This is a genomic window from Methylosinus sp. H3A, assembly GCF_015709455.1.
Lineage (GTDB): Bacteria > Pseudomonadota > Alphaproteobacteria > Rhizobiales > Beijerinckiaceae > Methylosinus.
Genome location: NZ_JADNQW010000005.1, coordinates 1,930,915 through 1,956,589 on the forward strand (window position 1 = coordinate 1,930,915; position 25,675 = coordinate 1,956,589).

Consider the following 25,675-nt stretch of genomic DNA (forward strand, 5'->3'; position numbering starts at 1 on the left):
AACATCTCGTCGGAAGGAAAGACATTACGGCCACGATCCCGGGAATTGGGCCCGACGCGTTGTTGTCGAATGACGCCGGACCCGGACCGTGGCCGCAAGACTGCCGTCCCCGGGCGCGGGGGCGGCTTTTTTTCGTTCGACTTATTGCGGGATCTGGTTCACGTCATAGACGAATTTGCCAGTCTTCTTGAAGTGCTCGACGCGCTTCTTGTTGCGCTCTTCCATGGCCGCGATGGCGGACTGGTTCTTGGCGAGCTCTTTCGGGTCGTGCTTGGGATCGTATTTCGAGCCGGCGACCTTGTCCGGGAAGCCGGGCTTGGGCTCCCAGCAATCGCCGGGCGCCTTGCACTTGGTTCCGTCATAGGCCGAGGCCGCGCCGATCGCAGCCGCGTTCATGACGAACACGACGGCGACGGCCGCCGCAATCTTCAAAACTCCCATCGTGCCTTCCTCCAATTATCGCGCGGCTCTCGCCGCGTCCGTCGCGCCGCTGTCGCGAACGCGACTTTCATTTTCCCGTCTTTCATTTTCCCGAGGTCTTGCATTGACCCGGGGGATCGTCGGGGAATGTCTCGTGTCCGGGATAGGGTTTGAACTTCGCGCGCTGCTCCGGCGTCAGCCAGGTCGCGCCGGCCACGGGATCCTTGTAGAGATGGCGGACCCAGGCCATGACCTTCAGCATCTCGTCGAGCTGGAGATTGGCGTATTGCGGACCCATGGACGCCTGCGCGCCGCCGAAGATGGTCGAGAAGAACCCCTCGTCGGTCGCATTCTGCGGATAGGTCCAATAGGAATCGTTGAGGCCGGGGCCGATCTTGCCTTCGCCGAGATGGCCGTGACAGCCGGAGCAAGCGGAGAGGAAGAGCTGCTCGCCCTGCTTCAGACAGCTCACGTCGCCATTGTAGGGATTGACGCCCGTCTGCAAGAATTGCTTGACGCCGGCCGTGTCCTTGCCCTCGGGAAGCGCGTCGTCGAAATTCAGCACTTCGCCGGTGATCGTGTTGCGAAACGTTATGCCCGCGTTTTGCGCGATCGCCGTGAGGGCGATCATGCTGGCGAAGGCGCCGCCGGCCAGGACATAGGCCTTTTTCTTGGTGGATTTCATTTCTGTCGGTCTCTTCGAATGTTCGCCGGGCTCGTTTTGGTTTGGAGCGCATTCTGATCGCTCGAACGGAGCCGTTCGAGCGGAACGCGCTCTAATGCGCCGCGACCGGATTGACGATGGGCAGCAGCGGAACGCCTTCCGCCGTGAGGATTTGGTCGATCTTCGGTTTGGCGCGCTCGAGGCCTGCGTTCACTTGGCCGAGCAGCTCCTTGTCGGAGAGGCGCACGCCGACCGACTGGTCGTAATGCTGCCCGATCTTCTGACCGTCGCTGCGCTTGGAATCGTCGTCGATCAGCGTCATGCGCAAAGGCGTGGGCGAGGATTTGACGAAGCGCGCCACATCCGGCGCGAAGGCCGCAGCGAGCTCGGCATTGCCGCTCGCTACTTCGCCGATCATGCGCGCAGGATCGATCTGCGTGTATTGATTGCGCGGGGAGCGGAAATTCACGAGCGAATAGAGATAGGCCATGTCGCTCTCATATTCGCCGATCTCCTTCAGCATCGCCTCCGCCGGAGAGCCGAAGGGCACGGCGATATGATTGAAGGATTTTATGCGCGGGTCGGACCAGGATTTGATGTCGAGATTGCTCTGCGCCTTGGTCACGAACACATAGCCGGTGCGGAAATAGGGCTTGCTCGTCAGCACGCGGGGATCGCCCGTGTCGAGTCCGATGACGACGTCGCACTGGTTCTTGTCGAGATAGTCCCTGACGAGATAGATCGCGGGCTTCGACGACCAGACGAACTGCGCCTTGCGTCCCATTGCTTCGGCGAGCGCGGCGCCGATGCGATTCTCGAGGCCGGTTTCGTCCTTGAGGGAGAGAGGCGACTGCGCTTCGGAGGCGCAGATGCGCAGAGTGTCCGCCGTGCTCGCGGAGGCGGCCGCCGAAGGCTTCGTCTCTTGCGCCATGGCGCCGGCGGACAGAATCGCCAGGGCGAAGCCGGAGGCGACGAGACGCGAAGGGGTGATACGCGACATGTGATCGATCCGATGGGTTTGCATCGTGAGGCAAGGCCGCCCGGACGCCTTTGACGCATCCGGGCGGCGTGCTGGTCGGTCGCGAACAGGGGAGGACGCGACCGACGTCTGCCGATGGATCAGCGAGCCTTGTATTCGCCGAGGCTCAGATCGTCGTAGGGGCCTTTGCCGCCCAGCGAGAAGACGACCACGCCGCCGCCCATCTGGGTGTAGTTGGCGAGCTGCTTGAACGCGCCCACCGCGCCGAGGCCGGCCGTCGGATCCTGAAGGTCGAACACGAGGCCCACTCCCGGCCAACCGCCGACGCCGTAGAGGATCGCGACGTATTCGGTGCCCTTGTGGTTATAGACGATCGGATAGCCGAGCACGCCCGAGGGAAGCTTGAACTTCCAGAGCAGCTCGCCGGTGTCGCTGTGGCGGGCCTTGATGAAGCCGTCCAGCGTTCCGTAGAACACGATATTGCCGGCCGTCGCGGTGGTGCCGCCCCAAACGGCGAAGCGCTCGGCCTTCTCCCATTTGAACTGGCCGGTGATCGAGTTGTAGGCCTTGATCTGGCCGAGACCCTCGCCCTTCTGACGATCGCCCTTCGGACCCGGATACATGTTCAGCGTCGCGCCGACGAAGAACTGACCCGCGCGATAGGGAAGCATGAAGGGCTCCCAATCCATGCAGATATGGTTCACGCCGAGGAAGAACAGCTGCTTGGTCGGATCGTAGGAGTCGTGGCCCTGATTGTGATAGCCCATCGCGGAGGGACAAATGTCCTTGCCGAGATGATCCATGCGGGTGCCATACTCCGGATCGCGAACCGGCAGGCCGCTCTTGAGGTCGACCGTCTTGAACACATTGACCGTGTCGTCGATCTTGTCCGCGGAGATCAGATCGCCATTGGTGCGGTCGAGCGTGTAGACGATGCCGTTGCGGTCCGGATGGGTGAGAAGCTTGCGCTCCTTGCCTTCCTTGTCCTTCTGCTCGGTGAGCGTCAGGAAGTTCACGCCGGCGAAGTCCCACTCGTCATGCGGGGTCTTCTGATAGCCGAACTTGGCCTCGCCCGTGTCGATGTCGCGGCCGAAGATCGTCATCGTCCATTTGTTGTCGCCCGGACGCATCGTCTCGTTCCACGGCGCCGGATTGCCCGAGCCGTAGTAGAAGAGGTTCGTGCCCGGATCATAGGCGTACCAGCCCCAATTGGTGCCGCCGCCGATCTTCCAGGCGTCGCCTTCCCAGGTCGAAGTGCCGAGGCCCTTCTGGCCGTAATGGGGGTTCTTGCCGTTGAAGTCCTTGGCGAGCAGCACGTCCTCGTCCGGGCCGGTCGCATAGGCGCGCCAGGACTGCTCGCCGGTGTGAACGTCATAGGCCGTCACATAGCCGCGCACGCCGAGCTCGGCGCCAGAGGAGCCGACGAGAACCTTGTCCTTGATGACATAGGGCGCGATGGTGAGCGTCGAGCCGACCTTATAGTCGGAGTTCTCGACCTTCCACAGCAGCTCGCCGGTCTTGGCGTTGAGCGCCTCGATATGGCCGTCGAGCAGCGTCTTGAGGATCAGCGGCGGCGTCTTGGCGTCGCCCGGCCAATAAGCGAGGCCGCGGTTCACGAGGTCGCAGCAGGCGACGGCGCGCGCGGCGGCGTTCTGCTTCGGCTTGTCCTGCCACAGGATGCGGGTCGGATCGTCGAGATCGAGCGCGAAAGTGTTGTTCGGGAAAGACGTGTGAATATACATCTTGCCGTCGACGACGAGCGGCGCGCCCTCGTGGCCGTTGAGCAGGCCGGTCGAGAACGTCCACGCCACCTTCAGATTCTTCACATTGTCGGTGTTGATCTGAGTCAGCGTGCTGTAGTTGTCCGAGTGATAGTTCTTACCCGGCATCACCCAATTGTCTTCGCTCTTGGAGAGCTGATCGAGCTTGTCGTTGGCCGAAGCGACGCCGATCGGCGCCACCGTCAGCACGGCGAGCAGCGATACCGAATTCAGTAGTTTCCTCATCGACGAGTCCTCCTGCAACAGCCATCGCCCGGCGAATCGCAGAGCGGAATGGAGATGTCGCCTCGTGAAACAACGGCTCGCGATCTTTCGAGCCATTCTTGTTTGTCGGCCGCCGTCCTCGACGTCGTCGCAACGCATTCGCCCGAAAAAGCGAGGGTCGGGGCCGGCGAGATATAGGTTTTCGGCCGCGCCTCTGTCTGTATGATTTGTCGGTAATCTCACGCGGGAAGAATCGGCATAAGCGGCGTTTCTTCGTCACGACTCCGGGGGAGGGGGGCCTGATTGCGCCCCCGTCGCGCCGCGATGTCGACAAAGTGGTATGGCCTTTGAAGCCGAGGTCGAGCCGATTGCCATTCGTTCCATTTCAGGACGGCGAGATTCGCTCCGATCGAAAATGAGATCCGGGACGATCCAGGGATGATGGTCTCGAGAAGGATCGAGATGGAAAGGCGTATCAAACTGACCGATATCGACCGCCCGGACGAGCCGCTGGAAGTCGAGGTCGAATGGATCGCCGGGACGACGCTGCGCGCGCTCGTCCCGAATACGTCGATCCGTTTCGAACTGAGACGGCCGAACGAAGAGGCGCCGTTCGAGGGAACGCTGGGCGGCCGCTATTTCGCTTTCGAGCCCCAGCCTGCGACAGGCAAGCCGACGACGCGGCGAAAATAGGCGCTCGCGCCTCCGCTTCGAGCCGGCTCCGACCGCGTCGCGCTTCCGGTCGGCGGAGAATGAGCTTTCGTCGGACGGGTCGGGAAAAATTCACCGCGGGAGCGCTCGGCGTCCCCCGGTCTATCGCCGAACGGCGCAGGAAGACGCGCGCGCTTGTCGTCTTTTGGACAAAAGCGAGCCCTGGTTTTGGACCAAGCGAGATCAAGGGAGACCTGCACGGCCTGCGCCGCGGCGGTCTCGTCATCGGCGGCGCTCCCGCTTCGCTTGTGAGAGCGGCCGTCGCGCCGACATGGCGAAAGGTCGAGGGTCCGAGCGGCGCGCATCGCGCGAAAAACGGCGAGCGTAAAAAATCTTCGCGAGGCGAGATATAGCGACGCTCGCGATCTATCCCTTTCTGCACGGGCGAACTCGCCGCGCGATTGACAATGATGTGACGATCGCCGCGCTCGCTGCAATCGAAACGTCGTTCATGTGTCACGAAACGGCAGCACGCGGCGCCTAGCTTTTTCGCCATGCTGCTCGCTTCGAATCGTCGACTTTCTCTCGAACGCCTCGTCCTCGCCGAGACGCTGCTCCTGTGGCGAGATCGTCTCTCTCGGGCCGATCTCGCCGGCGTGCATTTCGTGACTCTCTCCACGAAATCGGCATTCGGCCGAATGCTCGCGATCACGATCAGCAAGCTCGGCAATGGATGGATCTATCCGATCCTCGTGGCGGCGATCTTCTCTCTCGTCGGCCTCGAAGCCTGGCCGATCGTCGCGCTCGGCGGACTCAACGCCGCGCTGCTGCACACGCTGTTCCCGATCATCAAGAAGCGCATCGGGCGCAAGCGGCCCTTCCATGTCGATCCACGACTGACGTCGCTGTTGAAGATTCTCGACGAGCATTCCTTTCCGAGCGGCCATATGATGACGCTCAGCGGCGTGCTCGCGCCGATCGTTCTCGCCTGGCCTTCGGCCGGCGCTTCCGCCGGCGCGTTGGTGCTCTCGATGGCGTGGTCGCGCATCGCCACGGCGCATCACTATCCGAGCGATGTGCTGGGCGGGCTGACGCTCGGCCTCGCCATGGGCTATCCGCTATCGGCCTGCATTCTCGGCCATTGGTGATCGCTCGCCGACGCCGAGCGCGCGCGCGAGCGAAGTTTTCTCTTCATGTGCATAGATCGCCATTTCGTCGGCGACCTTTGTTCCGAGCGCATGTTCGAAAGCCTCGCGATTGGCGCAGGCCGATAGGTCGCGACGTCCGCCCTCGCCGAGATTGGACTGGAATATGCCCGCCGCGCTCACCGGCAAAAAATCTTCGTAAGTGATCGGCTCGGCGATGAGTGCGCCTTCGCGCAGCAAAGTCTCGACATCGCCTCTCGCGCTCCGATTCTCGCCGGGCGTATAGCGGAAGAAAGCGAGGCCCTGCGCGCGCAAAGTCGCGGCGTCATCGGGGAAGGCGGCGAAGCGGCTTTTCAACTCGGCCCGATAATCGCCCGTCGCGCCGTCGCGCGGCGCATTGGCGGCGAGCGTCTCCGCCAGCAGCCTGTCATAGAGCGCGCGCCCCTTTGCGGTGAGCGCCGCGCCGCGCTGTTCGATCTCGCCGAAGCGCGCGCGATGCTCGCCGCGCGCTTCGTCGCGTCCGGAAAAACGCACCGGCTCGGCGATGGCCTTGAAGCTCGTCTGGCGCAGCAATATCGGAAATTGCCGAGGCGGCGGACCTTCGACGATCGATTTCGGATCGAGCCCGCGCTCGGCGAGCGCCTCTTGCACGGCGTCTATGTCGAGCGTCGGCAGAGTGAGATGATTGATATGCGGGCCATGGAAGCAGACCACATCGGCGACGAGCGGATGCGCCTTGCGATAGGCCTCATAGACGCCGGCCGTGACGGTCGCCTCGCCGCGCCAGCGGAAAGTGTGCAGCGCCTCATGCACGAAGTCGATCGCCTGCGCTTCGCCGAGTCCGCCATTGGCCTCGAACAGCTCGATGAGATGCAGACAGCGCGGCGTGAAAATGCGTCGTCGGGCGAGAATTTCCTGCGCCTCGCGACGCAAATCCTCGCCTTCGATGAGCTCTGGACGCAGCAGCGAGGTGAAGATGCGGAAGGGGCAGCGCCGCAGCGATTCCGCCGCGACCGGCCGGAAGCAGGTCGAATGAACCGGCACGCCGGCGGGCGAGAGATCGTAATAGCCGACCGGATACATGCCCATGACGGCGAAGAGTCGACGCAGCCCCGCGAGCTCCTCGGGCCGTCCGACGCGAATGGCGCCGTGTCGCTCGACCCCGACGAGATCGAAAGCGCCGGAGCGGCGAAGCCGCGCCTCGAGCGCAGGATCGCGAGCCAGCGCTTCGCCGTCGATCTCGCCGACGATGCGCGTCATCTCCTTATAGCGCGGCACCTCGTCGCGATACATTTGCGTCATCGCCGCGGAGAAGATCGAGCGGATCGTATCGGCGGAAACATGGGTCTCGGTCATGTCGGACTCCTCGAGATCGATCGGCGCAAGGATCACACGTCGAAGACGACGCCTTGCGCGAGCGGCAGAGCGCTCGAATAATTGATCGTGTTGGTGGCGCGGCGCATATAGGCCTTCCAGGAATCGGAGCCCGCCTCGCGTCCGCCGCCGGTCTCCTTCTCGCCGCCGAATGCGCCGCCGATCTCGGCGCCCGAGGGACCGATATTCACATTGGCGATGCCGCAATCGGAGCCTTCGGCCGAGAGGAAACGCTCCGCCTCGCGCAGATCGGTGGTGAAGATCGACGACGCCAAGCCGTGGCTCACATCGTTCTGCATATGCAGCGCCTCGCCCAGATCGCGATATTTCATCGCATAGAGGATCGGCGCGAAAGTCTCGCGCCGCGCGACGGGCGCGGGCTCCGCCAGCTCGACCAGCGCCGGCCGCGCATAATAGGCGTTCGGGCGCTCCTCGGCGAACAGGCGTTGGCCGCCGTAGATTTTTCCGCCGATCGCAGCGGCCTCGTCCAGAGCCTTTTGCATGGCGCGATAGGAATCGCCGTCGATGAGCGGGCCGATGAGCGTCTTGCCTTCGCGCGGATCGCCGACCGGCGCGGACGCATAGGCGAGCGAGAGCCGACCGATCAGCTGATCGTAGATCGAGTCATGCACGATGAGGCGTCGCAGCGTCGTGCAGCGCTGGCCGGCCGTTCCCATGGCCGCGAAGGCGATGGCGCGCACGGCGAGATCGAGCGAAGCGGACGGGCAGACGATGGCGGCGTTATTGCCGCCGAGCTCGAGAATGGAGCGCGCGAAACGCTGCGCGAGGCGCGGCCCCACGGCGCGCCCCATGGCGGTCGAGCCCGTCGCCGAGACGAGCGCGACGCGGCGATCGTCGACCAGCGCTTCGCCGAGCTCGCGCCCGCCGATGACGAGGGCGGAGAGTCCTTTCGGCGCATCGCCGAAGCGCGCGACGGCGCGCTCGAACAGAGCCTGCGTCGCGAGCGCGGTCAGCGGCGTCTTTTCCGAGGGCTTCCAGACGACAGCGTCGCCGCAGACGAGCGCTATGGCCGCGTTCCAGGCCCACACCGCAATGGGGAAGTTGAAGCTCGTGATGATTCCGACGACGCCGAGCGGATGCCATGTCTCCATCATGCGATGGCCGGGTCGCTCGGTGGCGATGGAGAGGCCGTAGAGCTGCCGCGACAGGCCGACGGCGTAGTCGCAAATATCGATCATCTCCTGCACTTCGCCGCGCGCCTCGGAGACGATCTTGCCCGCCTCTATGGTGACGAGCTCGGCGAGCTCGTTCTTGGCGGCGCGTAATTCCTCGCCGAGCAGCCGCACCAATTCGCCGCGTCGCGGCGCAGGAATATTGCGCCATTTGCGAAAGGCGGCTTCGGCCTCGCCGATCGCGGCGTCTAAAGCATCGCTGTCTTGTGTTTTTACTCTGGCGATGACGTCGCCGGTAATCGGCGTCTTGCTGTGTAATTTTCCATCACGGAATAGCGCGGACGGAACAGTAATACGTGAAAGCAACTCTTCAGCTCGCGCTGCTATATCGCTGGATGCTGTACGAGATTCCATGGTTGTGCTTCCCATCTCGTCGTTTTGCTGTTTTATTTGTCTCGCAAATAGCTCGTGTTCGATGTATTTGCAATGAGAACGTCGGGGCGGCGTAACGACGCGCTCCGCTCGTGAATGGCTCGCAGAGGCTTTGTGTCCGTGAGCCGTCGATCGTCCGCACTGATGAAAATCGTCGAGGCGACGCCCACATAACGAACAAGCGAGGTCATTCGTTCATGAACGCCAACGTCAAATCCGCCGACAATCCGCATCGCGCCCGCAATTATGCGCCGCTTCCCGTCACGCTCTCGCGCGGCGAAGGCGCGTTTTTGTTCGATGTGAACGGTCGGCGCTATGTCGATATGATGAGCGCCTATTCCGCCGTCAGCCACGGCCACGCGCATCCGCGCATTTTGAAAGTCCTGACCGAGCAGGCGCAGCGTCTCGCCGTGCCCTCGCGCGCTTATTACGACGATCGTCTCGACGCCTTTCTCACCGAATTATGCGAGCTCACCGGCCTCGATGTCGCTTTGCCGATGAACACCGGCGCCGAGGCGGTGGAGACGGCGATCAAGGCGGCGCGCCGCTACGGACGCCGCGTGCGCGGCCTGAAGAATCCCGAGATCATCGTCGCCGAGGGCAATTTCCACGGCCGCACGACGACGATCGTCGGCTTCTCGTCGGAGCCTTCCTATCGTGACGATTTCGGTCCCTATGGCGGCGGCTTCCGCGCGGTTCCCTATGGCGATCTCGCCGCGACGCAAGCGGCGATCGGTCCGGACACGGTCGCGATAATGGTCGAGCCCGTGCAGGGCGAGGCGGGCGTCATCGTGCCGCCGGTCGGCTGGCTCACCGGCCTGCGCAAGCTGTGCGACGAGCGCGGCCTGCTGCTCATCGTCGACGAGGTGCAGGCGGGGCTTGGGCGCACCGGCGCCTGGTTCGCGTTCCAGCACGAGAATGTGAAGCCCGACGGCGTCATGCTCGGCAAAGCGCTCGGCGGCGGCGTGCTGCCGGTCTCGGCCTTCGTCGGCACGCGCGCGCTGATGAATATGTTCACGCCCGGCTCGCATGGCTCCACCTTCGGCGGCAACACGCTCGCCGCGGCGGTGGGGCTCGAGGCGCTGCATGTGATGCGCGACGAGAAGCTCGTCGAGCGCAGCCGCACGCTCGGCGAGCATATGCTGCGCCGTCTGCGCAATATCGACAGTGTGGCGCTGCGCGACGTGCGCGGCAAGGGACTTTGGGCCGGCGCCGAGATCGATCCGCGCTACGCCACGGGCCGCGAGGTCTGCGAGCGGCTCTGCGAGAAGGGCGTGCTGTCGACGGTGACGCATCACAGCGTCGTGCGCTTGTCGCCGCCGCTCGTCATCACGCGCGAGGATCTCGACTGGGCGCTCGATCGCTTCGAGGAGACGCTCGCCGAATTCGTCGAGCGCGCGCGTCCGGCCAAGCGCGCGCTGGCGAGCTGATCGCCTGTCATCATTGCGGCGCCGAGGCGAAGTAGAGTCTCGGCGCCGTCTTCGTTTCGGCGAGCGAAAGGACGCAGATGACGCAGCCGCATCCTATGTTCGAGCCCGCGCGCGCGCCGCGTGAGCAGCAGCGCCAGCGCGTGCTGATGTGCGCGCCGGATGATTTCGACGTGCGCTATGTCATCAATCCTTGGATGGAGCATCAGATCGGCCGCACGACGCATTCGCTCGCGCGCGATCAGTGGCAAAATCTGCGCGCGCTCGTCGCGCAGAGCGCGGAGGTCGAGCTGGTCCCGCCTGCGGCGGGCCTGCCCGATATGGTGTTCGCCGCCAACGCCGGCTTCGTGCTCGGCGACATTGCGGTCGTCAGCCGCTTCCGCGCCGAAGAACGGCGGCCGGAGGAGCCCTTGTTTCGCGCCTTTTTCGCGGCTCGAGGGTTCCAAATCGCGCCCTGGCCCGAGGCTATTCCCTTCGAAGGCGCGGGCGACGCGCTCATCGATCGCGGCGCGGATGTCGTCTGGTGCGGCCATGGCATGCGCTCGGCCGATGAGGCGCCGGCGACGCTGGAGACGATCATCGGACGGCGCGTCATCGGCTTGCGGCTCGTCGATCCGCGCTTCTATCATCTCGACACTTGCTTCTGCCCGCTCGCCGGCGGCTGGCTGATGTATTATCCGCCCGCTTTCGACGCCGCCTCGCGCGCGGCGATCGAAAAAATCGTTCCGCCCGGGAAGCGCCTGGAGATCGACGAAGCCGATGCGATGCGCTTTGCGTGCAACGCCGTCGATCTCGCCGAGAGCGTGGCGATGAACGACGCTTCGCCGCAATTGCAGAAGCGCTTGCGGGACGCCGGCTTCGCGCCCGTTCTCGCGCCGCTCTCGGAGTTCATGAAGGCGGGCGGCGCCGCCAAATGCCTCACGCTGAAGCTTTCAGAGCGCTAGACGCCTCGCCCTGTGGGATCGTCATCGTGAATGTCGCGCCGGCGCCGAGCTGCGAGCGCGCCTCTATGCGCCAGCCGTGCCGTTCGCACATGGATTTGCACAGAGCGAGGCCGACGCCCGTTCCCGGATATTGCGTGAAGCTGTGGAGCCGCCGCAGCGGCTCGAATATGGCCTCGGCGTATTTGGGCTCGAATCCTATGCCGTCATCGACGATCGAAATGTGCAGCTCCCGCCCCGCGTGCTCCACTGAAAAGCGAATGTCGGGCGCGCGGTCCGGCTTGCGATATTTGATCGCATTGGACAGGAGATTGGCGAGGCAGCGCTCGAACTGCGGCCTGTCCGCATTCACGATCACGCCCGGCGGAACGGCGACGACGACCTTCGCACGGGTCTGCCGAAGCAGCTCGGAAAAATCCGACACGACGGCCTCGATCTCCTCGCGCACGTCGAGCGGCTGCAGTCGTGGCGGCGTCGACACCTGCCGCGAATAGGCGAGCAGCCCGTCCACCAGCTCCCGCGCCCGCAGGGCCGAGCGGCGCACCACTGCGCTCGCATGTTCCGCCTCGCGCAGCTCGTGTCCGGCGAGCGAGGCGGTCATGATCTCGGCGAAGGCCGCGATCTTGCGCAGCGGCTCCTGCAGGTCATGCGAAGCGATATAGGCGAAACGCGCCAGCCGCTCATTGGCGAGCTGCAGCTCGTTCGCGCGCTCGACGAGCTGACGCTCGATCTCCTTGTGATGCGAGATGTCGAAGACGGTGACGGCGACGAACAAGCGTCCGTCATCGTCATGGATGGGGGCGAGGCCGACGTGAACGGGAAATTCGGCGCCGCTCTTCTTGCGGCCGCGGACGTCCTTGTCGACGCCGAGCAGAATGCGGCGCGGGGATCGGTAATAGTCCTCGCGCAAATGGACGTGGCGCGCGCGCACATCGTCGGGCAGCAGCATGTCGACGGTGCGGCCGACGAGCTCTTCGGCCGAGTAGCCGAACATGTCCTCGGTCGCTTGATTGACGTAGAGAATATGATCGTCGCTCAAGAGGAATCGCGCCGCGAATGCGGATTCGACGATCATCCTCAATTGTTCGGGCGTCGCATGCATGAGCGCGGACATAGGGTGAGCCTTGGGCCCCCCTATATGGGCAAGCGCCTCACGCAGAGCGAGTGGGGTGCGGCTTTTGGCCGTCGATCAGCGCCTTCAGCGCGTCCAGATCGATCGGCTTGACGAGGTGGCGGTCGAAGCCCGCCGCCTCGCAGAGGCGCCGCACCGTGTCGCCGCCGGCGCCGGTCGAGGCGAGCAAGAGAATGTCGCGCCCCTCCGGCAGCGCGCGCAGCTCGCGCGCGATCTCATAGCCGTCCATGCCGGGCAGGCCGAGATCGAGCAGAGCCACATCGGGCTTGAAGCTCTGCGCCGCCTCGAGCGCGCGAAATCCGTCGCTCGCGACGCAGACCTCGTAATTCTCGAGGCGCAGCAGCTCGGCCATGGCCTCGCAGACGGCGGCGTCGTCGTCGACGATCAAGACTTTCCGCCGCGTCGGCTTCGTCTCCGGCGGCGCCGATCGCGGGCCGTCCAGCACGTCGCGGACTTTGCGCGCCAGACGATCGATCGAATAGGGCTTGACGATGAGCTCGACGCCGGGATCGAGCACGCCATTATGAACGACGGCGTTGGGCGTATAGCCCGTGGTGAAGAGAATCTTCAGATCGGGCCGGCGCCTCCAGGCTTCCTCGGCGAGCTTGCGGCCATTGGTGTCGGGCATCACCACATCGGTGAAGAGCAAGGAAATGTGGGGATTGACCTCGAGCTGGCGGAGCGCGGCGGCGGCGCTCTCGGCCGCGAGCACATTGTAGCCGAGCTCCGCGAGCGTGTCGGCGGTGAGATCGCGCACGCGCACATCGTCCTCGACGATCAGGATCGTCTCGCTCTTCTCGCTGCGCGGCGCGGCGCGCGTATGGGTCGCGGTGGCCGTCGCGCTGGCCGAGCCATGATGGCGGGGCAGATAGAGCTTGATCGTCGTTCCGAGCCCCAGCTCCGAATAGATGCGGACATGGCCGCCCGATTGCCGCACGAAGCCATAGACCTGGCTGAGGCCGAGCCCCGTGCCGCGTCCCGACGGCTTGGTGGTGAAGAATGGATCGAAGGCGCGCTCGACAGTCTCGCGGCTCATGCCGGTTCCGGTGTCGGTGACGGCGATCAGCACATATTGGCCGGGCGGAATCCCCACCTCGCGCGCGGCGTATTCCTCGTCGAGATAGGCGTTGCTCGTCTCGATCGTGAGCTTGCCGCCCTGGGTCATCGCGTCGCGCGCATTGAGCGCGAGATTGAGGATCGTGGTCTCGAGCTGGCTGGTGTCGGCGAAGGCGCGCCACAGCCCGCCGGCGAAGACCGCTTCCAGATTCATATCCTCGCCGAGCGTTCGGCGCAGCATTTCGGCCATGCCGGAGACCATTTTATTGGGGTCGATCGGCTCGGGCGCGAGGGGCTGACGGCGCGAGAAGGCGAGCAGGCGATGCGTCAACGTCGCCGCATGTTCGGCGCCTTCCAGCGCGCCGTCGAGATAGCGGAGCGTCTCCGCCGGGTCGGTCGAAAGACGCCGCTTGGCGAGATTGACGCTGCCGATGACGACGGCGAGCATATTGTTGAAATCATGCGCGAGGCCGCCGGTCAGCTGGCCGATCGCCTCCATTTTCTGCGATTGCCGCAATTGCTCGGCGAGATGCTCGCGTTGCGCCGCTTCCGTGGAGAGCGCCGCATTGACGTCGCGCAGCTCGGACTGGGCGGAGGCGATCTCGCGGAGCCGGCTGCGCAGCAGGCCGATCGTCGCCGCGCCGATGAGAATGGTGATGGAGATGGCGAGCGCCGCTCCCACGCGCAGCAGCGAGCTGTTCTTCTCCACGAGGCGGGATTGCGCGTCGATCATCTGCTGCTGACGCCCGGCCTTGGCGTCGAGACCGGCGCGCAGGCGCTCCATGATCTCCTTGCCGGCGCCCTCGCGCACGATGGTCACGGCTTCGTCATGCTTTCCTGCCGCCTGCAGCTCGACTGTCTTGCGCAGCTCGGCGAGCTTGTCTGTCGCCAGCGCGCGCAGCGTCTCCAGCGCATCGCGCCCTTCGACAGATTCGGCCGTTCCGCTCAGCGCGTCGAAATCCGCGCGGATGCGCGCCGTCGCGGCGTCGAGCGGGGCCAGATAGGCCCGGTCATTGGTCAGCAGATATCCGCGCTGCGCCGATTCCGCCTCCTGAAGGCGGTCGAGGATATGATGCTGGACCTGCCTTTCGCCGATAAGCTGTCGCACGTCGCGATAGTCGGTCGCCTGTTTGCCGACGAAAGCGAAAGCGGCGAACAGCGAGGCCGCGAGAACCGCGAACCCCGCATAGAGAAGCAACGACGTGTCGATGAATTTGCTGCGCATGAACATCCTCTCGGCGCGACGGCGGGTTCGTCCGCTCGGCGCGAGCGGCCTGGTCTCGTCCGGCCAAAAATCGAGTCGGAGCCGGCGGGCGGCTTGTCGCGCGCCGGCGAATTTCCCAATTCTGTCTGTTGGCCTGCGGCGCAATCGCCGCTAGCCTGCCGAATTCTCCAGGGGTCCGATCCTCTCCTCATGGCCATGCATCTGTCGCACCTTTTTCATCCGGCGGTTTCGGCATGGTTCGCCGATCATTTCCGCAATGCGACGCCTGCGCAAGCGGAAGCTTGGCCGCAGATCAAATCCGGCCGAAATGTCCTGATCGCGGCCCCGACCGGCTCCGGCAAGACGCTGGCCGCCTTTCTCGCGGCGATCGACGATCTCGTTCGCCAGGGCCTCGCCGGGACGCTCCGGGACGAGACGCGTATCGTCTATGTGTCTCCGCTCAAAGCGCTTTCCAACGACGTCAGCCGCAATCTCGAGGCGCCGCTCGCCGGCGTGCGCGAAAAGCTGAGGCTCGCGGGCCTGCCCGATGTCGACATAAGCGTGCTGGTCCGCACCGGCGACACGCCCACGGCCGAGCGCGCGCGCATGCGCAAGCGGCCGCCCCATATTCTCGTGACCACGCCCGAATCGCTCTATGTGCTGCTCGGCTCCGAATCGGGCCGCAAAGCGCTGGCGACCACGCGCGCCATCATCGTGGACGAGATTCACGCCGTCGCCCCCAATAAGCGCGGGGCGCATCTGTCCCTGTCGCTGGAGCGGCTCGCCGCGCTCTGCGGCGACGGGCTGCAGCGCATCGGCCTCTCGGCGACGCAAAATCCGATCTCGTCCGTGGCGCATTTCCTGGTCGGCGCGGGATCGGACGGGGCGCCCGTCCGCGAGCCGGCGATCGTCGATTCCGGGCATCACCGCGCCCGCGATCTCGCCATAGAAGTTCCCGGCGCGCCGCTCGAGGCGGTGATGTCGGCCGACGTCTGGCGCCAAGTCTATGATCGTCTCGCCGAGCTGATCGCCGAGCATCGCACCACGCTCGTCTTCGTGAACACGCGCCGCTTGGCGGAGCGCATCGCGCGCGAATTGTCGGATCGTCTCGGCGAGGCGGCCGTCACCTCGCATCACGGCAGCATGGCGAAGGAGCATCGCCTGCTCGCCGAGCAGAGGCTGAAGCGCGGCGAGCTGAAAGCCCTTGTCGCGACAGCGTCGCTGGAGCTCGGCATCGACATAGGCGATGTGACGCTCGTCTGTCAGATCGCCTCGCCGCGCTCCATTGCGAGCTTTCTGCAGCGCGTCGGGCGCTCCGGCCATGTCGTCGGCGGCCTCCCCAAGGGGCGGCTGTTTCCGCTCTCGCGCGACGATCTCGTCGAATGCGCGGCGCTGCTCGACAGCGTGCGGCGCGGCGAATTGGACAGGCTCACCATTCCGCATCGCCCGCTCGATGTGCTCGCCCAGCAGATCGTCGCCGAGGTCGCGGCGCAGGAGTGGGGGGAGGCCGAGCTCTATGAGCGCTTCAAGAGCGCCTGGCCCTATCGCGCGCTCACGCGGGCGGAGTTCGACGATGTCGTGAAAATGCTCGCCGAGGGCTATGCGACGCGGCGCGGACGGCGCGGCGCGCTGCTGCATCACGATGCGGTGAACCATATGCTGCGCGAGCGGCGCGGCGCGCGCATGACCGCGCTCACCTCCGGCGGCGCGATTCCGGAGACTGCGGATTATCAAGTGCTGCTGGAGCCGGAGAATCATATCGTCGGCACGGTGCATGAGGATTTCGCCGTCGAGAGCATGGCCGGCGATATTTTCCAGCTCGGCAACGCCTCCTATCGCGTGCAGCGCGTCGAGCGCGGGACATTGCGCGTCGAGGATGCGCAGGGCCAGCCGCCGACCATTCCTTTCTGGCTCGGCGAGGCGCCGGCGCGCGCCGATGAGCTCTCTCTCTCCGTCTCGCGCCTGCGCGCGGAGATCGCCGAACGCCTGCGCGGCGACGCCAGCGGCGCAGAGGCGCAGCGCTGGCTGATGGAGGAGGTGGGCGTCGCTCCGCCCGCCGCCGAGCAGCTCGTGGAATATCTCGCCGGCGCGCTCGGCGCCTTCGGCGGCGTGCTGCCGACGCAGGATTGCCTCGTGCTCGAGCGCTTCTTCGACGAGGCCGGCGGCATGCAGCTCGTCGTGCATTCGCCCTTCGGCGGGCGGATCAATCGCGCCTTCGGCCTCGCTCTGCGCAAGCGCTTTTGTCGCAAATTCAATTTCGAGCTTCAGGCGGCCGCGACAGAGGACAATATCCTGCTCTCGCTCACCACGGCGCATAGTTTCGAGCTCGCCGAGGTCGCGAAATATCTGCACTCCAACAGCGTGCGCGGCGTGCTGGTGCAGGCGATGCTGACGGCGCCCATGTTCATGACGCGCTGGCGCTGGACGGCGGGAATCTCGCTCGCGCTGCCGCGCTTTCAGGGCGGCAGAAAGACGCCGCCGCAATTTCTGCGCATGCAGGCCGAGGATCTGGTCGCCGCCGTCTTCCCGGATCAGATCGCCTGCGCCGAAAATCTCGCCGGCGAGCGCGAAGTGCCGGACCATCCGCTGACCAATCAGACAATCTGGGATTGTCTGCACGAGGCGATGGATATCGAAGGGCTCGAGCGCCTGCTGCGGCGAATGGAGTCGGGCGATGTGCGCGTCGTCGCCTGCGATCTCACCCAGCCGTCGCCGCTGGCGCTGGAGGTGCTTTCCGCGCGGCCTTACGCCTTCCTGGACGATGCGCCGCTCGAGGAGCGCCGCGCGCAGGCGGTGATGGCGCGCCGCTGGCAAGATCCGCAGAGCGCCTCCGATCTCGGGCGGCTCGACGTGGAGGCGATCGAGCGCGTGAAGTCGGAAGCCTGGCCCGAGCCCATAGACCCGGAGGAGCTGCATGACGCTCTGCTGTGGATCGGCTGCCTCACGGAAAGCGAGGTCGCCGCCGCGCCGGATTGGGCCGGCTGGCTCGAGGCGCTGGCCCGCGACAAGCGCGCGACGCGTTTCGAGACGAAACAAGCGGTCTTCTGGGTCGCGGCGGAGCGGCTGACGCAATTTTACGCCGTCTGGCCGAAGGCGCGTCTCTCGCCGAAGATTTCGCCGCCCGAGGAGCAGGCGCAGGCGCCTTGGTCGGCCGAGCAGGCGCTGATCGAAATTCTGCGCGGCCGGCTGGAAGGTCTGGGCCCGGTCACGCAGACGCGCCTCGCCGCCGCGCTCGGCCTCGAGCCGACGAGCCTCGCTTCGGCGCTCGTCGCGTTGGAGGCGGAGGGCACGATCATGCGCGGGCGCTTCCTGCCCGGCGCCAATGACGAGCAATGGTGCGACCGCCGCCTGCTGGCGCGCATCCATCATTACACGATCAAGCGTCTGCGCGCCGAGATCGAGCCGATGGCGGCGCGCGATTTCCTGCGCTTCCTCTTCGATTGGCAGCATGTCGCGGAGGACGCCCGGCTGAAAGGCCCGGAGGCGCTGCCCGCGGCGCTCTCCGGCCTCGAGGGCTATGAGGCGCCGGCGGGCGCCTGGGAGACGGAAATTCTTCCCGCGCGGCTCTCCGATTACGAGCCCGCCTATCTCGATTCGCTCTGCCTCGCCGGCCGCATCGCCTGGGCGCGGCTGACGCCGCCCGCCGCCGCCAAAGGCGGGCGCGTCGTCACGCCGGTGCGCAGCTCGCCCATGGCGCTATTGGAGCGGCGACGGCTCGGCGACTGGACCTCGATCGCCACGCCCGCCGAGCCGTCGGCGCTGAGCGGCCGCGCGCAAATGGCGTTCGAGACTCTGCGGGCCGAGGGGGCGCTGTTCTTCGAGGAGCTCGCCGAGGCGTCGCGCCTGTTGCGCTCGGAGCTGGAGACGGCGCTCGGCGAGCTGGCCGCGCTCGGCCTGGTGACGTCGGACAGTTTCGGCGGGCTGCGCGCGCTGCTCGTGCCTTCCGAGAAGCGCAAGCCTTTCGACGGCGCGCGGCGAAGGGGCAAAGTGCTCTCCTTCGGCATGGAAGGCGCCGGCCGCTGGTCGCTGATCCGCCGCGCCTATGCGGCGCCCGGCTCGCAGATGCGACATGCGTCGGTCGAGCATGTCGCGCAGGCGCTGCTGCGCCGCTATGGCGTCGTCTTCTGGCGGCTGCTGGCGCGCGAAGGCGGCTGGCTGCCGCCCTGGCGCGATCTCTTGCGCGTCTATCGAAGGCTCGAGGCGCGCGGCGAAATTCGCGGCGGGCGTTTCGTCGCCGGCTTTTCCGGCGAGCAATATGCGCTGCCGGACGCCGTCGGCCTGCTGCGCGAAATCCGCCGGCGACCGGCCTCGGGGCAATATGTGTCGCTCTCGGCGGCCGATCCGCTCAATCTCATCGGCGTGCTGACGCCGGGCGGAAAGCTCGCCGCGCTCACCGGCAATCGCCTGCTGTTTCGCGACGGACTGCCGATCGCCGCGCTCGCGGGCGGCAAAATCGAATTTCTGACGAGCGTCGACGAGGCGACGCGATGGGAGGCGGAAAAGCGCCTCATCCGCTCCGCGGCGCGCGGGCAGCTCGCCGATCTGGCCTGAGCCGGCTCGTCGCCACGCAACCAAGACCGCATCGGTCGGGGACGGCGTCGGAACGATGCGGGGTCAACGACTGCGGGGGCGGATGCTGGAAGTGACGTCCCATTCCTTGGGCCCGCCCTCGGGGGCCAGCGCATTCGGCTTCGGCCGCACGGGCGGCAGCGGCGCCGCGAGAATGAGGCTGTCATTGACTCCGCGCGAGGCCTGCGCCTGGAAGGCGGCGAGCGGCGGCTGGCCGGGCGTGTCGACATCGTCGTCGTCGGGGCCATGGGCGAGGAGCTGCGGATCCTGGCCCGGCGGCGGCGCGACGTCGCGCGGAACCGGCTTGCAGATGCGCCGGTCGCCATTGCGCCCATGCATGGCGAGATCGACGTGAATATGATTGTAGTGGAAGGCGTTGGAGCCCGGCGACAGCACGGTGGTGAAATGCCGGCAGGAGCCGCCATGCACCTCGGCCAGAAAATCCTTGATCTGCTGATCGCCATGCGTCCAATCGCGCACGATCGATATTTCGCGTCCGTCGGCGAGCACGAAGCCGCCTATGTCGAGCGCATTGCCGAATGAATGTTCGGAGAGCGGCGCGCCGGCCTGGGCGTTCATGCCGCGGCAGGCGTAGGAGCCCATGGAATTGATCTGCGCCACCGGCTGGCCGAAGCGCGCCATGGCCGAGGGCTGCACGACATCGACGAGCCATTGGTCGAGCTCGGCGACCATGGAGCAGTCGAGCGTCGCCCTGGCGTTGAAGGCGACGGCGCCGCCCTGCAGCGCCGTGACTTTCAGCGGCCGAGTCATTCCGCAAATGCCGGGGCCGTCGATCTCGGGCGCGAATTGCACATAGGCCGTGGGCTGCACGCGCTTTTCGGCGAGGCAGGCGTTCTCGGCGTTGGCGCGCCAGGCCGGGCGCTGCGGCTTCGCCATGAATCCGCAGCCCGACAATCCAGCCGCGGCGAGCGGCGTCAGGACGAGGAACAGCAATGGCGAAATGCGGCGAGCCATGGCCGTGACAATGGCGTCGGAAGCGTTAACGCGCGGTCGAGAAATTTGGTTAACGCAGCATTCGTAGGGCGTTAGGACGAGCTGCGAGCCGTCCCGAGATTTCGAATTGACGAATCTATCCGTATCATCGCTTAGTGCAAACCGAGCCCGCTTTCAGATGGGGCTCGAACCCTTTCGATGTTCGAATTTATGAGAGAGTTGAAAAATGTCGACACGATTCTGTCTCGCGGCGGCGGCGATCGCCGTCACGACGGGCTGCGCTCTCGCGGCCGATCTTCCCTCACGCAAAGCGCCGGAGCCGATCGCGGCCCCTGCGCCGCCGGCGATCTGGACCGGCTTCTACGCCGGCGTGAATGCGGGCTACGCCTTCCAGTCCGACAGCAGCCTCGCTCTGTCGTCGGTTTCCCTGTCTCCGCTCGCGCCGATCATCGCTTGGGCGGCGGAGGCGAATGGCGCCTTTCCGGCGGGCTCGGACGGCTTCATCGGCGGCGGACAGGCCGGCTATAATTTTCAGCTCGGCAATTTCGTCCTGGGATTCGAGGCGGATTTCCAGGGGATCGCCGCCGGCGGCGGGGGCTCCAGCGCCTTTGTCGCCGCGCCGTTCGGCGCCAACACCTTCTTCTCGCAAAACACGGCGTCGCAGAGCCTCGACTATCTGGGCACGGCGCGCGGGCGCGTCGGCTATCTGCTGACGCCGACGCTGCTGCTCTATGGGACCGGCGGTCTCGCCTATGGCGGGGCGCGGACCAGCGCTTCGGTGTTCCAATTCTCCGCCGCCAATGGCTTCTTCGGCGGGGGCTCGACGAGCGCGTCCGATTTGCTGGTCGGCTGGACGGCGGGCGGCGGCGCCGAATGGAAGTTCGATCGCAATTGGAGCGTGAAGCTCGAATATCTGTATTACGATCTCGGCCGCCTCGAACGGGATTTCATCCTCGTCCGTCCGGCCGGCCCCTTCGCCGCGTCCCATACTTCGGCGCGCTTCGACGGCCATATCGCGCGTGTGGGCGTGAACTATCACTTCGACTTCGGCCCGGCGCCGGTCCTCGCCAGATATTGACGCGTCGCCGCAACGAAAAGCGCCGCGGCCCTTTCTGGCCGCGGCGCATTTTTTCGAATGCGAGGACGATCAGCTCTGCGGCTGGCCGTGATCGCGGCGGGCGCGCATGAAGGATTCGAATTCGTCGCGGTCGCGGGCGCGGCGCAGTTCGTCGATATGATCGGCGAATTCGCGCTCGGCCTCGGCGAGCTTGCGGCGCTCCTCCTCGAGGCGGGCGAGCTCGCTCTCGCGCCAATCGTCGAAGGCGACATTGCCCGAGGAGCGCATGAAGCCGGGACCGCGCCAGCCGCCGCCGGAGGAGCGGCCGCTCGGCTGGCCGGTCGCTTCTTGCCAGCGCGCCTGCACATCGGCGGCGCGCTCCTGCGCGAAGGCGAAGAGATCGCCCTCATAGCCGAATTTGCGCTGCCAGACCTTGAACAACAGAATGGCGAGGCCGATCGGCCAGAAGACGATGAAGCCGAGCACCATGGCGAAAATTTCCAGCGGCTTCCACGACCGTCCGCAGTCGCCGAATCGATCGCGCGCGTCGTAGCCCATTCCGCCAGGGGCGGCGCCCATGCGGTTGTGACGATGACAGCCCATGTTCGGACTCTCCAGTTCCTTCGCTCATCGCGGGCTCGCGCGGACGATCCGGACGACGCCGCCGCGATGTGAATGTAATATACATTAACATCGCTGTTTCGCCAAGGGGGTGCGTTCGATTCGGGTTTTGCGCCGATTTCGTTTCTCGCGCCGCCGCGCGCTATCCTGCGCAAGTCTTTCTGGCGAATCGCTTTCATGTCCGAAATTTCCGAGGATGACGCGCGCGCTCTCCTCGCTCTGGCGACGCTCGTCGGCGCCGGGGCGCTGCCTTTTCTGTTCCGTCTCGCCTTTGGTCGCCGCCGGCCGCGCCGAGGCCGCTCGCGCGCCGCCGTCGCGGTCGCGCTGGCGCTCGGCCGGCCGCGCCGCCTCGTTCTGCTCCGCGCCGTCGGGGCGGAGCGCCTGCTCCTGCTCGGCGACAAAGCCGATGTCGTCGTCGAATCCCATGTGGCCGCCGCCGCGTCGGCCGACGTCGTCGCGCAAGCGCCGTCGGAGCTTGCCGGGCTGTTTCCGCTCGGCCTCGTCTCGCTCGCGGCCGGGGTCGCGGTGGGGACGCTCTGCGGCGTCTTCCGCCTCGTCCTCGATGCGGCCGGGCGCTTGCGCTCCGCCATCCCGGACTGGTTTCAGGCAAATCCCGCGCTGGGCGCGGCGGCGATGGCGCTCGGCGCGGCGGTCGCCACGGCCCTCGCGGCTTTTCTCGTGCGTCGCTTCGTTCCGGCGGCGGTCGGCAGCGGCATTCCGCATGTCGAATCGGTCATCGACGGCGCCGAGCCGCCATCGCCGCCTCTGCTGCTGCCGGTGAAATTCGTCGGCGGGGTTCTGGCCATCGGCGCCGGCCTCGCGCTCGGCCGCGAGGGGCCGTCGGTGCAGATGGGCGCGACGCTCGCCCATCAGTTCGGCCGCTTCTTCCGCTATGACTGGCGCGATCAGCAATCGCTGCTCGCGGCCGGCGCCGGGGCGGGGCTCGCCGCGGCCTTCAACGCGCCGCTCGCCGGCGCCGCTTTCGTGCTCGAGGAGCTGCTGCGCCGCTTCGACATGCGCCATGCGACCATAGCGCTCGGCGCCTCGGTCGGGGCCATTTCCGTGGTGCGCCTCATCGCCGGGCCGACGCCGGAATTGAGCGTCGCCGCGCATTATCCGACCGGCCCTCTGGATGTTCCGCTCGGCCTCGCCCTCGGCGCGGCGACGGGGCTGGCGAGCCTCGCCTATAATCGCGCCATTCTCGGCGCGCTGGACATAGCCGACCGCTCGCCTTGGCCGGCCGAGGCGAAAGCCGCGCTGGTCGGCGCCGGCGTCGGCGCGCTCGGTTTCTTCGCGCCCGATCTCGTCGGCGGCGGCGATCTCCTCACACAGAAGACGCTGGACGGCGCCTTCGCGCTCGAGGTCTTACCGCTCGTCTTCGCGCTGCGTTTCGCGCTCGGCGTCGTCTCCTATGCGGCGGGGACGCCCGGCGGATTATTCGCGCCTCTGCTGGCGCTCGGCGCCGAGATCGGCCTGTTCTTCGGCCTACTGATTCCGGGCCTGCCGATTCCGGGCGAGGACGCGCAGACGACGGGAATGAAATTCGCGCTCATCGGCATGGCGGCTTTTTTCGCCGCCGTGGTGCGCGCGCCGCTCACCGGCATGATCCTGATCACCGAAATGACGGACAGCTCCGAGCTTTTGCTGCCCATGCTCGCCGCTTGCTTCGGGGCCATGGCCATCGCCGCCGTCTGCCGCAACGAGCCGATCTATGACGCGCTGAAGGAGCGCTCGGCCCGTCTCGCGCGGCGGGCGGAGACGTGACCTCAGCCTGGCGCGGTTTCCGCTCGGCGGATGGCGGCCTCCATCAGATTGCGCGCGGCCGCGTCGAGCACGGGGACGGGATCGAGGCCCTTGGCGGCGTCGAGATGGCCGGAGATCGACAGCATGGCGACGCCATGGGCGAGCGCCCACAGCTGCAGCGCGAGCTTGCGCGCGCCCTGCGCGGGCGCGCCGCGCTGCTGGAGGAGGGCCACGACCGAGCGCCAGAGAATGTCCAGCGCATGATCGGCGGCGTCGGCCGAGGCCTCGGTCGAGAGCGTCGCCACCGAGCCGAACATGGCGCTGTAGAGGCCGGGCTCCAGGCGGGCGAAGGCGAGATAGCCGGCGCACATGCGCCACATGGCGGTCGCCGCGTCGGGCCGTCCTTCGTCCCAGGCTTTTTCGAGCGCCGAGCCGAAGGAGAGGAATCCGCGCCGCGCCACCTCGTTGAGCAATTCGTCGCGGCTGGCGAAATGGCGATAGGGCGCCGCCGCCGTCACGCCGACGCGCTTGGCCGCCTCGGTGAGGCTGAGACTGGCCGGCCCGCCTTCGGCGATGAGCTCGAGCGCCGCTTCGACCAGCGCCTCTTTGAGGGCGCCATGGTGATATTTGCGCTTGATGGTCATTCGGGGCGGCGTGCGTGGAGAAACGGCGTTCGCGCAGCCGTCGCACAGACTGGCGTGGAAGGGAAGCGCGCCGATCGCGCCGCGCAGCGGGGGAGACGGCGACGCCCTCGCCTCCTGCGGTGTTCCGCGCTCCCTTCTCGATTGCGGCGATCGCGACGCTTGACGCGCCGCCGCTCCTGCGCAAGTCTCGGCTTCGCCCGGGGGAGCCTCGCCGCTGGCGCGCTGCTCGCGCGCGGCGAGAGGCTGAGAGGCCGATAGCTCGACACAGCGGCTCGGCGACCCTTAGAACCTGATCCAGTTCGCGCTGGCGTAGGGAGGCCGCATGTTCCTGATTTACCTCGGCTGTCTCAGGCCGCACACATGCTGATCTGCGTGATCGGAGCCGGCGTCGCCGGCCTGACCGCGGCTTTCGAGATCGCCCGCGTCGGCGCGCCCTTCGGCGCCGAGGTCGAGCTGATCGAAAAAGCGGCGGGGCCGGGACGCGGCTGCTCTCATTACGCCGGCGGCATGATCGCGCCCTGGTGCGAATTGGAGAGCGCCGAGCCCATCGTCGCCACGCTCGGCGAGGAGGCGCTCGCCTTCTGGACGCAGCAGGTTCCCGTCGCGACGATCGCCGGCAGCCTCGTCGTCGCGCCGCCGCGCGACCGCGCCGAGCTCAGCGAGTTCTCGCGGCGCACACGTCGCTTCGAGAGGCTGGACGAAGACGGCCTCGCCGCTCTCGAGCCGGCGTTGGCCGGGCGTTTTTCGGGCGGCCTCTATTTTCGCGAGGAGGCGCATCTCGAGCCGCGCGCGGCGATGCGGGCGCTGTTCGAGCGGCTCGAGACAATGGACAATGTGAGAATTCGCCTCTGCGCCGAATCGGCGCCGCAGGCGGATTGGACCATCGACTGCCGCGGCTTTTCCGCGCGTGGCGAGCTGCCGGAGCTTCGCGGCGTCAAGGGCGAGATGCTGGTGCTGCGCAGCGAGGAGATCGAATTGTCCCGCCCCGTGCGTATGCTGCATCCGCGCCATCCGGTCTATATCGTCCCGCGGGGGGAGGGGGTGTTCATGGTCGGCGCGACGATGATCGAGAATGAGGAGCGTTCACGCGTCACCGCGCGCTCCATCGTGGAGCTGGTCAATTCGGCTTTCGCGATCCATCCCGCTTTCGCGGAGGCCGAGATCGTCGAGACGGGCTCGGATGTGCGGCCGGCTTTCCCCGACAATCTGCCGCGCATCTCGCGCCGGGGCCACACGCTCTACGTCAATGGGCTCTATCGGCACGGCTTTCTGCTGGCGCCGGCGCTGGCGCGTCGCGTCGCGCGTTTTCTCTTCGCGGGCGAGTTCTTCCCGGAGGTCATGAATGCGGATCAGGGTGAATGGGCAGACGCTCGAGGTCGAGGCGCCCACGCTCGAGCGGCTCATAGAGGAATTGGGCTTTAGCGAGCAGACCGTCGCCACGGCCGTGAATCAGGAATTCGTGCGCGGCAAGGACCGCGGCGAGACGCTTCTGGTCGAGGACGATGCTGTCGAGATCGTCACGCCGCGGCAGGGAGGGTAAATAT

At 66.4% G+C, this 25,675-nt stretch carries 20 protein-coding genes and 1 riboswitch; of the genes, 9 read left to right on the top strand and 11 right to left on the bottom strand.

Translation table 11 applies throughout. The features are described from left to right. Positions 1-141: 141 nt before the first annotated feature. The 4 genes from IY145_RS12035 to IY145_RS12050 all read right to left on the bottom strand — a co-directional run bounded on the left by IY145_RS12035 (position 142) and on the right by IY145_RS12050 (position 4,069). A complete protein-coding gene (locus IY145_RS12035; RefSeq protein ID WP_196408432.1) occupies positions 142-441 on the bottom strand; it encodes a methanol dehydrogenase [cytochrome c] subunit in 300 nt (99 codons plus the stop codon). Between the two features lie 82 nt (positions 442-523). Continuing rightward, positions 524-1,105 (bottom strand): cytochrome c(L), periplasmic, encoded by a 582-nt coding sequence (gene moxG / locus IY145_RS12040; protein WP_196408433.1) that lies wholly within the window; start codon positions 1,103-1,105, stop codon positions 524-526. Positions 1,106-1,196: 91 nt separating this feature from the next. After that, the gene (moxJ, locus tag IY145_RS12045) at positions 1,197-2,084 is read right to left on the bottom strand and encodes a methanol oxidation system protein MoxJ (protein ID WP_196408434.1); all 888 of its coding nucleotides are present in this window, start codon (positions 2,082-2,084) and stop codon (positions 1,197-1,199) included. A 119-nt stretch (positions 2,085-2,203) separates the two neighbouring features. Then, on the bottom strand, positions 2,204-4,069 hold the full coding sequence (locus IY145_RS12050; RefSeq protein ID WP_196408435.1) for a methanol/ethanol family PQQ-dependent dehydrogenase: 1,866 nt from the start codon (positions 4,067-4,069) through the stop codon (positions 2,204-2,206). Between the two features lie 441 nt (positions 4,070-4,510). Here IY145_RS12050 and IY145_RS12055 point away from each other — a divergent pair, with 441 nt between their 5' ends. Both IY145_RS12055 and IY145_RS12060 read left to right on the top strand, forming a co-directional pair. Further along, positions 4,511-4,741 carry a hypothetical protein gene (locus IY145_RS12055; protein WP_196408436.1) on the top strand — a complete coding sequence of 77 codons (231 nt, stop codon included), beginning with the start codon at positions 4,511-4,513 and terminating at the stop codon, positions 4,739-4,741. A gap of 512 nt (positions 4,742-5,253) precedes the next feature. After that, a complete protein-coding gene (locus IY145_RS12060; RefSeq protein ID WP_196408437.1) occupies positions 5,254-5,847 on the top strand; it encodes a phosphatase PAP2 family protein in 594 nt (197 codons plus the stop codon). Here IY145_RS12060 and IY145_RS12065 read toward each other — a convergent pair. Next, positions 5,818-7,200: a VOC family protein gene (locus tag IY145_RS12065; RefSeq protein ID WP_196408438.1), complete on the bottom strand. Its 1,383-nt coding sequence runs from the start codon at positions 7,198-7,200 to the stop codon at positions 5,818-5,820. The two genes, IY145_RS12060 and IY145_RS12065, sit on opposite strands and share 30 nt — an antisense overlap. 32 nt (positions 7,201-7,232) lie before the next feature. Continuing rightward, entirely contained in the window at positions 7,233-8,765 is a 1,533-nt protein-coding gene (locus IY145_RS12070) for an aldehyde dehydrogenase family protein (RefSeq protein ID WP_196408439.1), read from the bottom strand. Between the two features lie 215 nt (positions 8,766-8,980). Between IY145_RS12070 and rocD the strand changes: the two genes are divergently transcribed. After that, a complete protein-coding gene (gene rocD / locus IY145_RS12075) occupies positions 8,981-10,213 on the top strand; it encodes an ornithine--oxo-acid transaminase (RefSeq protein ID WP_196408440.1) in 1,233 nt (410 codons plus the stop codon). 77 nt (positions 10,214-10,290) lie between these two features. After that, positions 10,291-11,154: a dimethylarginine dimethylaminohydrolase family protein gene (locus IY145_RS12080; protein WP_196408441.1), complete on the top strand. Its 864-nt coding sequence runs from the start codon at positions 10,291-10,293 to the stop codon at positions 11,152-11,154. Here the strand turns inward: IY145_RS12080 and IY145_RS12085 are convergent. Continuing rightward, a complete protein-coding gene (locus IY145_RS12085) occupies positions 11,129-12,265 on the bottom strand; it encodes an ATP-binding protein (RefSeq protein ID WP_246721987.1) in 1,137 nt (378 codons plus the stop codon). The two genes, IY145_RS12080 and IY145_RS12085, sit on opposite strands and share 26 nt — an antisense overlap. A gap of 37 nt (positions 12,266-12,302) precedes the next feature. Next, a complete protein-coding gene (locus tag IY145_RS12090) occupies positions 12,303-14,564 on the bottom strand; it encodes a response regulator (RefSeq protein WP_196408442.1) in 2,262 nt (753 codons plus the stop codon). A 189-nt stretch (positions 14,565-14,753) separates the two neighbouring features. Between IY145_RS12090 and IY145_RS12095 the strand changes: the two genes are divergently transcribed. Beyond that, positions 14,754-19,094, top strand: a complete 4,341-nt coding sequence (locus IY145_RS12095; protein WP_246721989.1) for a DEAD/DEAH box helicase — start codon at positions 14,754-14,756, stop codon at positions 19,092-19,094. 63 nt (positions 19,095-19,157) lie between these two features. On the opposite strand, the gene IY145_RS12100 is transcribed toward IY145_RS12095, so the two are convergent. Further along, a complete protein-coding gene (locus IY145_RS12100) occupies positions 19,158-20,087 on the bottom strand; it encodes an extensin family protein (RefSeq protein ID WP_196408443.1) in 930 nt (309 codons plus the stop codon). A gap of 205 nt (positions 20,088-20,292) precedes the next feature. Here IY145_RS12100 and IY145_RS12105 point away from each other — a divergent pair, with 205 nt between their 5' ends. Further along, positions 20,293-21,144 carry an outer membrane protein gene (locus tag IY145_RS12105; protein WP_196408444.1) on the top strand — a complete coding sequence of 284 codons (852 nt, stop codon included), beginning with the start codon at positions 20,293-20,295 and terminating at the stop codon, positions 21,142-21,144. 69 nt (positions 21,145-21,213) lie between these two features. Here IY145_RS12105 and IY145_RS12110 read toward each other — a convergent pair whose 3' ends face one another. Then, entirely contained in the window at positions 21,214-21,726 is a 513-nt protein-coding gene (locus IY145_RS12110; protein ID WP_196408445.1) for a DUF2852 domain-containing protein, read from the bottom strand. Between the two features lie 195 nt (positions 21,727-21,921). On the opposite strand from IY145_RS12110, the gene IY145_RS12115 reads away from it, so the two are divergent. Further along, the gene (locus IY145_RS12115) at positions 21,922-23,508 is read left to right on the top strand and encodes a chloride channel protein (protein ID WP_196408446.1); all 1,587 of its coding nucleotides are present in this window, start codon (positions 21,922-21,924) and stop codon (positions 23,506-23,508) included. A gap of 2 nt (positions 23,509-23,510) precedes the next feature. Here the strand turns inward: IY145_RS12115 and IY145_RS12120 are convergent, their stop codons facing one another. After that, the gene (locus IY145_RS12120; protein WP_196408447.1) at positions 23,511-24,131 is read right to left on the bottom strand and encodes a TetR/AcrR family transcriptional regulator; all 621 of its coding nucleotides are present in this window, start codon (positions 24,129-24,131) and stop codon (positions 23,511-23,513) included. Between the two features lie 189 nt (positions 24,132-24,320). Beyond that, positions 24,321-24,464, top strand: a riboswitch (TPP riboswitch). Positions 24,465-24,491: 27 nt separating this feature from the next. On the opposite strand from IY145_RS12120, the gene IY145_RS12125 reads away from it, so the two are divergent. Both IY145_RS12125 and thiS read left to right on the top strand, forming a co-directional pair. Next, a complete protein-coding gene (locus IY145_RS12125; RefSeq protein WP_196408448.1) occupies positions 24,492-25,553 on the top strand; it encodes an FAD-dependent oxidoreductase in 1,062 nt (353 codons plus the stop codon). After that, on the top strand, positions 25,474-25,671 hold the full coding sequence (thiS, locus tag IY145_RS12130) for a sulfur carrier protein ThiS (RefSeq protein ID WP_196408449.1): 198 nt from the start codon (positions 25,474-25,476) through the stop codon (positions 25,669-25,671). Before IY145_RS12125 ends, thiS begins: the two co-directional genes overlap by 80 nt. Positions 25,672-25,675 lie beyond the last annotated feature (4 nt).

What these genes read in the sequence shown, in the direction of transcription:
- thiS (WP_196408449.1), top strand. Translation starts at nt 25,474, where the DNA reads ATGCGGATCAGGGTGAATGGGCAGACGCTCGAGGTCGAGGCGCCCACG.
- IY145_RS12120 (WP_196408447.1), bottom strand. Translation starts at nt 24,131, where the DNA reads ATGACCATCAAGCGCAAATATCACCATGGCGCCCTCAAAGAGGCGCTG.
- IY145_RS12095 (WP_246721989.1), top strand. Translation starts at nt 14,754, where the DNA reads ATGGCCATGCATCTGTCGCACCTTTTTCATCCGGCGGTTTCGGCATGG.
- IY145_RS12070 (WP_196408439.1), bottom strand. Translation starts at nt 8,765, where the DNA reads ATGGAATCTCGTACAGCATCCAGCGATATAGCAGCGCGAGCTGAAGAG.
- IY145_RS12115 (WP_196408446.1), top strand. Translation starts at nt 21,922, where the DNA reads ATGTCCGAAATTTCCGAGGATGACGCGCGCGCTCTCCTCGCTCTGGCG.
- moxJ (WP_196408434.1), bottom strand. Translation starts at nt 2,084, where the DNA reads ATGTCGCGTATCACCCCTTCGCGTCTCGTCGCCTCCGGCTTCGCCCTG.
- IY145_RS12080 (WP_196408441.1), top strand. Translation starts at nt 10,291, where the DNA reads ATGACGCAGCCGCATCCTATGTTCGAGCCCGCGCGCGCGCCGCGTGAG.
- rocD (WP_196408440.1), top strand. Translation starts at nt 8,981, where the DNA reads ATGAACGCCAACGTCAAATCCGCCGACAATCCGCATCGCGCCCGCAAT.
- IY145_RS12085 (WP_246721987.1), bottom strand. Translation starts at nt 12,265, where the DNA reads ATGTCCGCGCTCATGCATGCGACGCCCGAACAATTGAGGATGATCGTC.
- IY145_RS12100 (WP_196408443.1), bottom strand. Translation starts at nt 20,087, where the DNA reads ATGGCTCGCCGCATTTCGCCATTGCTGTTCCTCGTCCTGACGCCGCTC.
- IY145_RS12065 (WP_196408438.1), bottom strand. Translation starts at nt 7,200, where the DNA reads ATGACCGAGACCCATGTTTCCGCCGATACGATCCGCTCGATCTTCTCC.
- IY145_RS12110 (WP_196408445.1), bottom strand. Translation starts at nt 21,726, where the DNA reads ATGGGCTGTCATCGTCACAACCGCATGGGCGCCGCCCCTGGCGGAATG.
- IY145_RS12105 (WP_196408444.1), top strand. Translation starts at nt 20,293, where the DNA reads ATGTCGACACGATTCTGTCTCGCGGCGGCGGCGATCGCCGTCACGACG.
- IY145_RS12060 (WP_196408437.1), top strand. Translation starts at nt 5,254, where the DNA reads ATGCTGCTCGCTTCGAATCGTCGACTTTCTCTCGAACGCCTCGTCCTC.
- IY145_RS12050 (WP_196408435.1), bottom strand. Translation starts at nt 4,069, where the DNA reads ATGAGGAAACTACTGAATTCGGTATCGCTGCTCGCCGTGCTGACGGTG.
- IY145_RS12035 (WP_196408432.1), bottom strand. Translation starts at nt 441, where the DNA reads ATGGGAGTTTTGAAGATTGCGGCGGCCGTCGCCGTCGTGTTCGTCATG.
- IY145_RS12090 (WP_196408442.1), bottom strand. Translation starts at nt 14,564, where the DNA reads ATGCGCAGCAAATTCATCGACACGTCGTTGCTTCTCTATGCGGGGTTC.
- IY145_RS12055 (WP_196408436.1), top strand. Translation starts at nt 4,511, where the DNA reads ATGGAAAGGCGTATCAAACTGACCGATATCGACCGCCCGGACGAGCCG.
- IY145_RS12125 (WP_196408448.1), top strand. Translation starts at nt 24,492, where the DNA reads ATGCTGATCTGCGTGATCGGAGCCGGCGTCGCCGGCCTGACCGCGGCT.
- moxG (WP_196408433.1), bottom strand. Translation starts at nt 1,105, where the DNA reads ATGAAATCCACCAAGAAAAAGGCCTATGTCCTGGCCGGCGGCGCCTTC.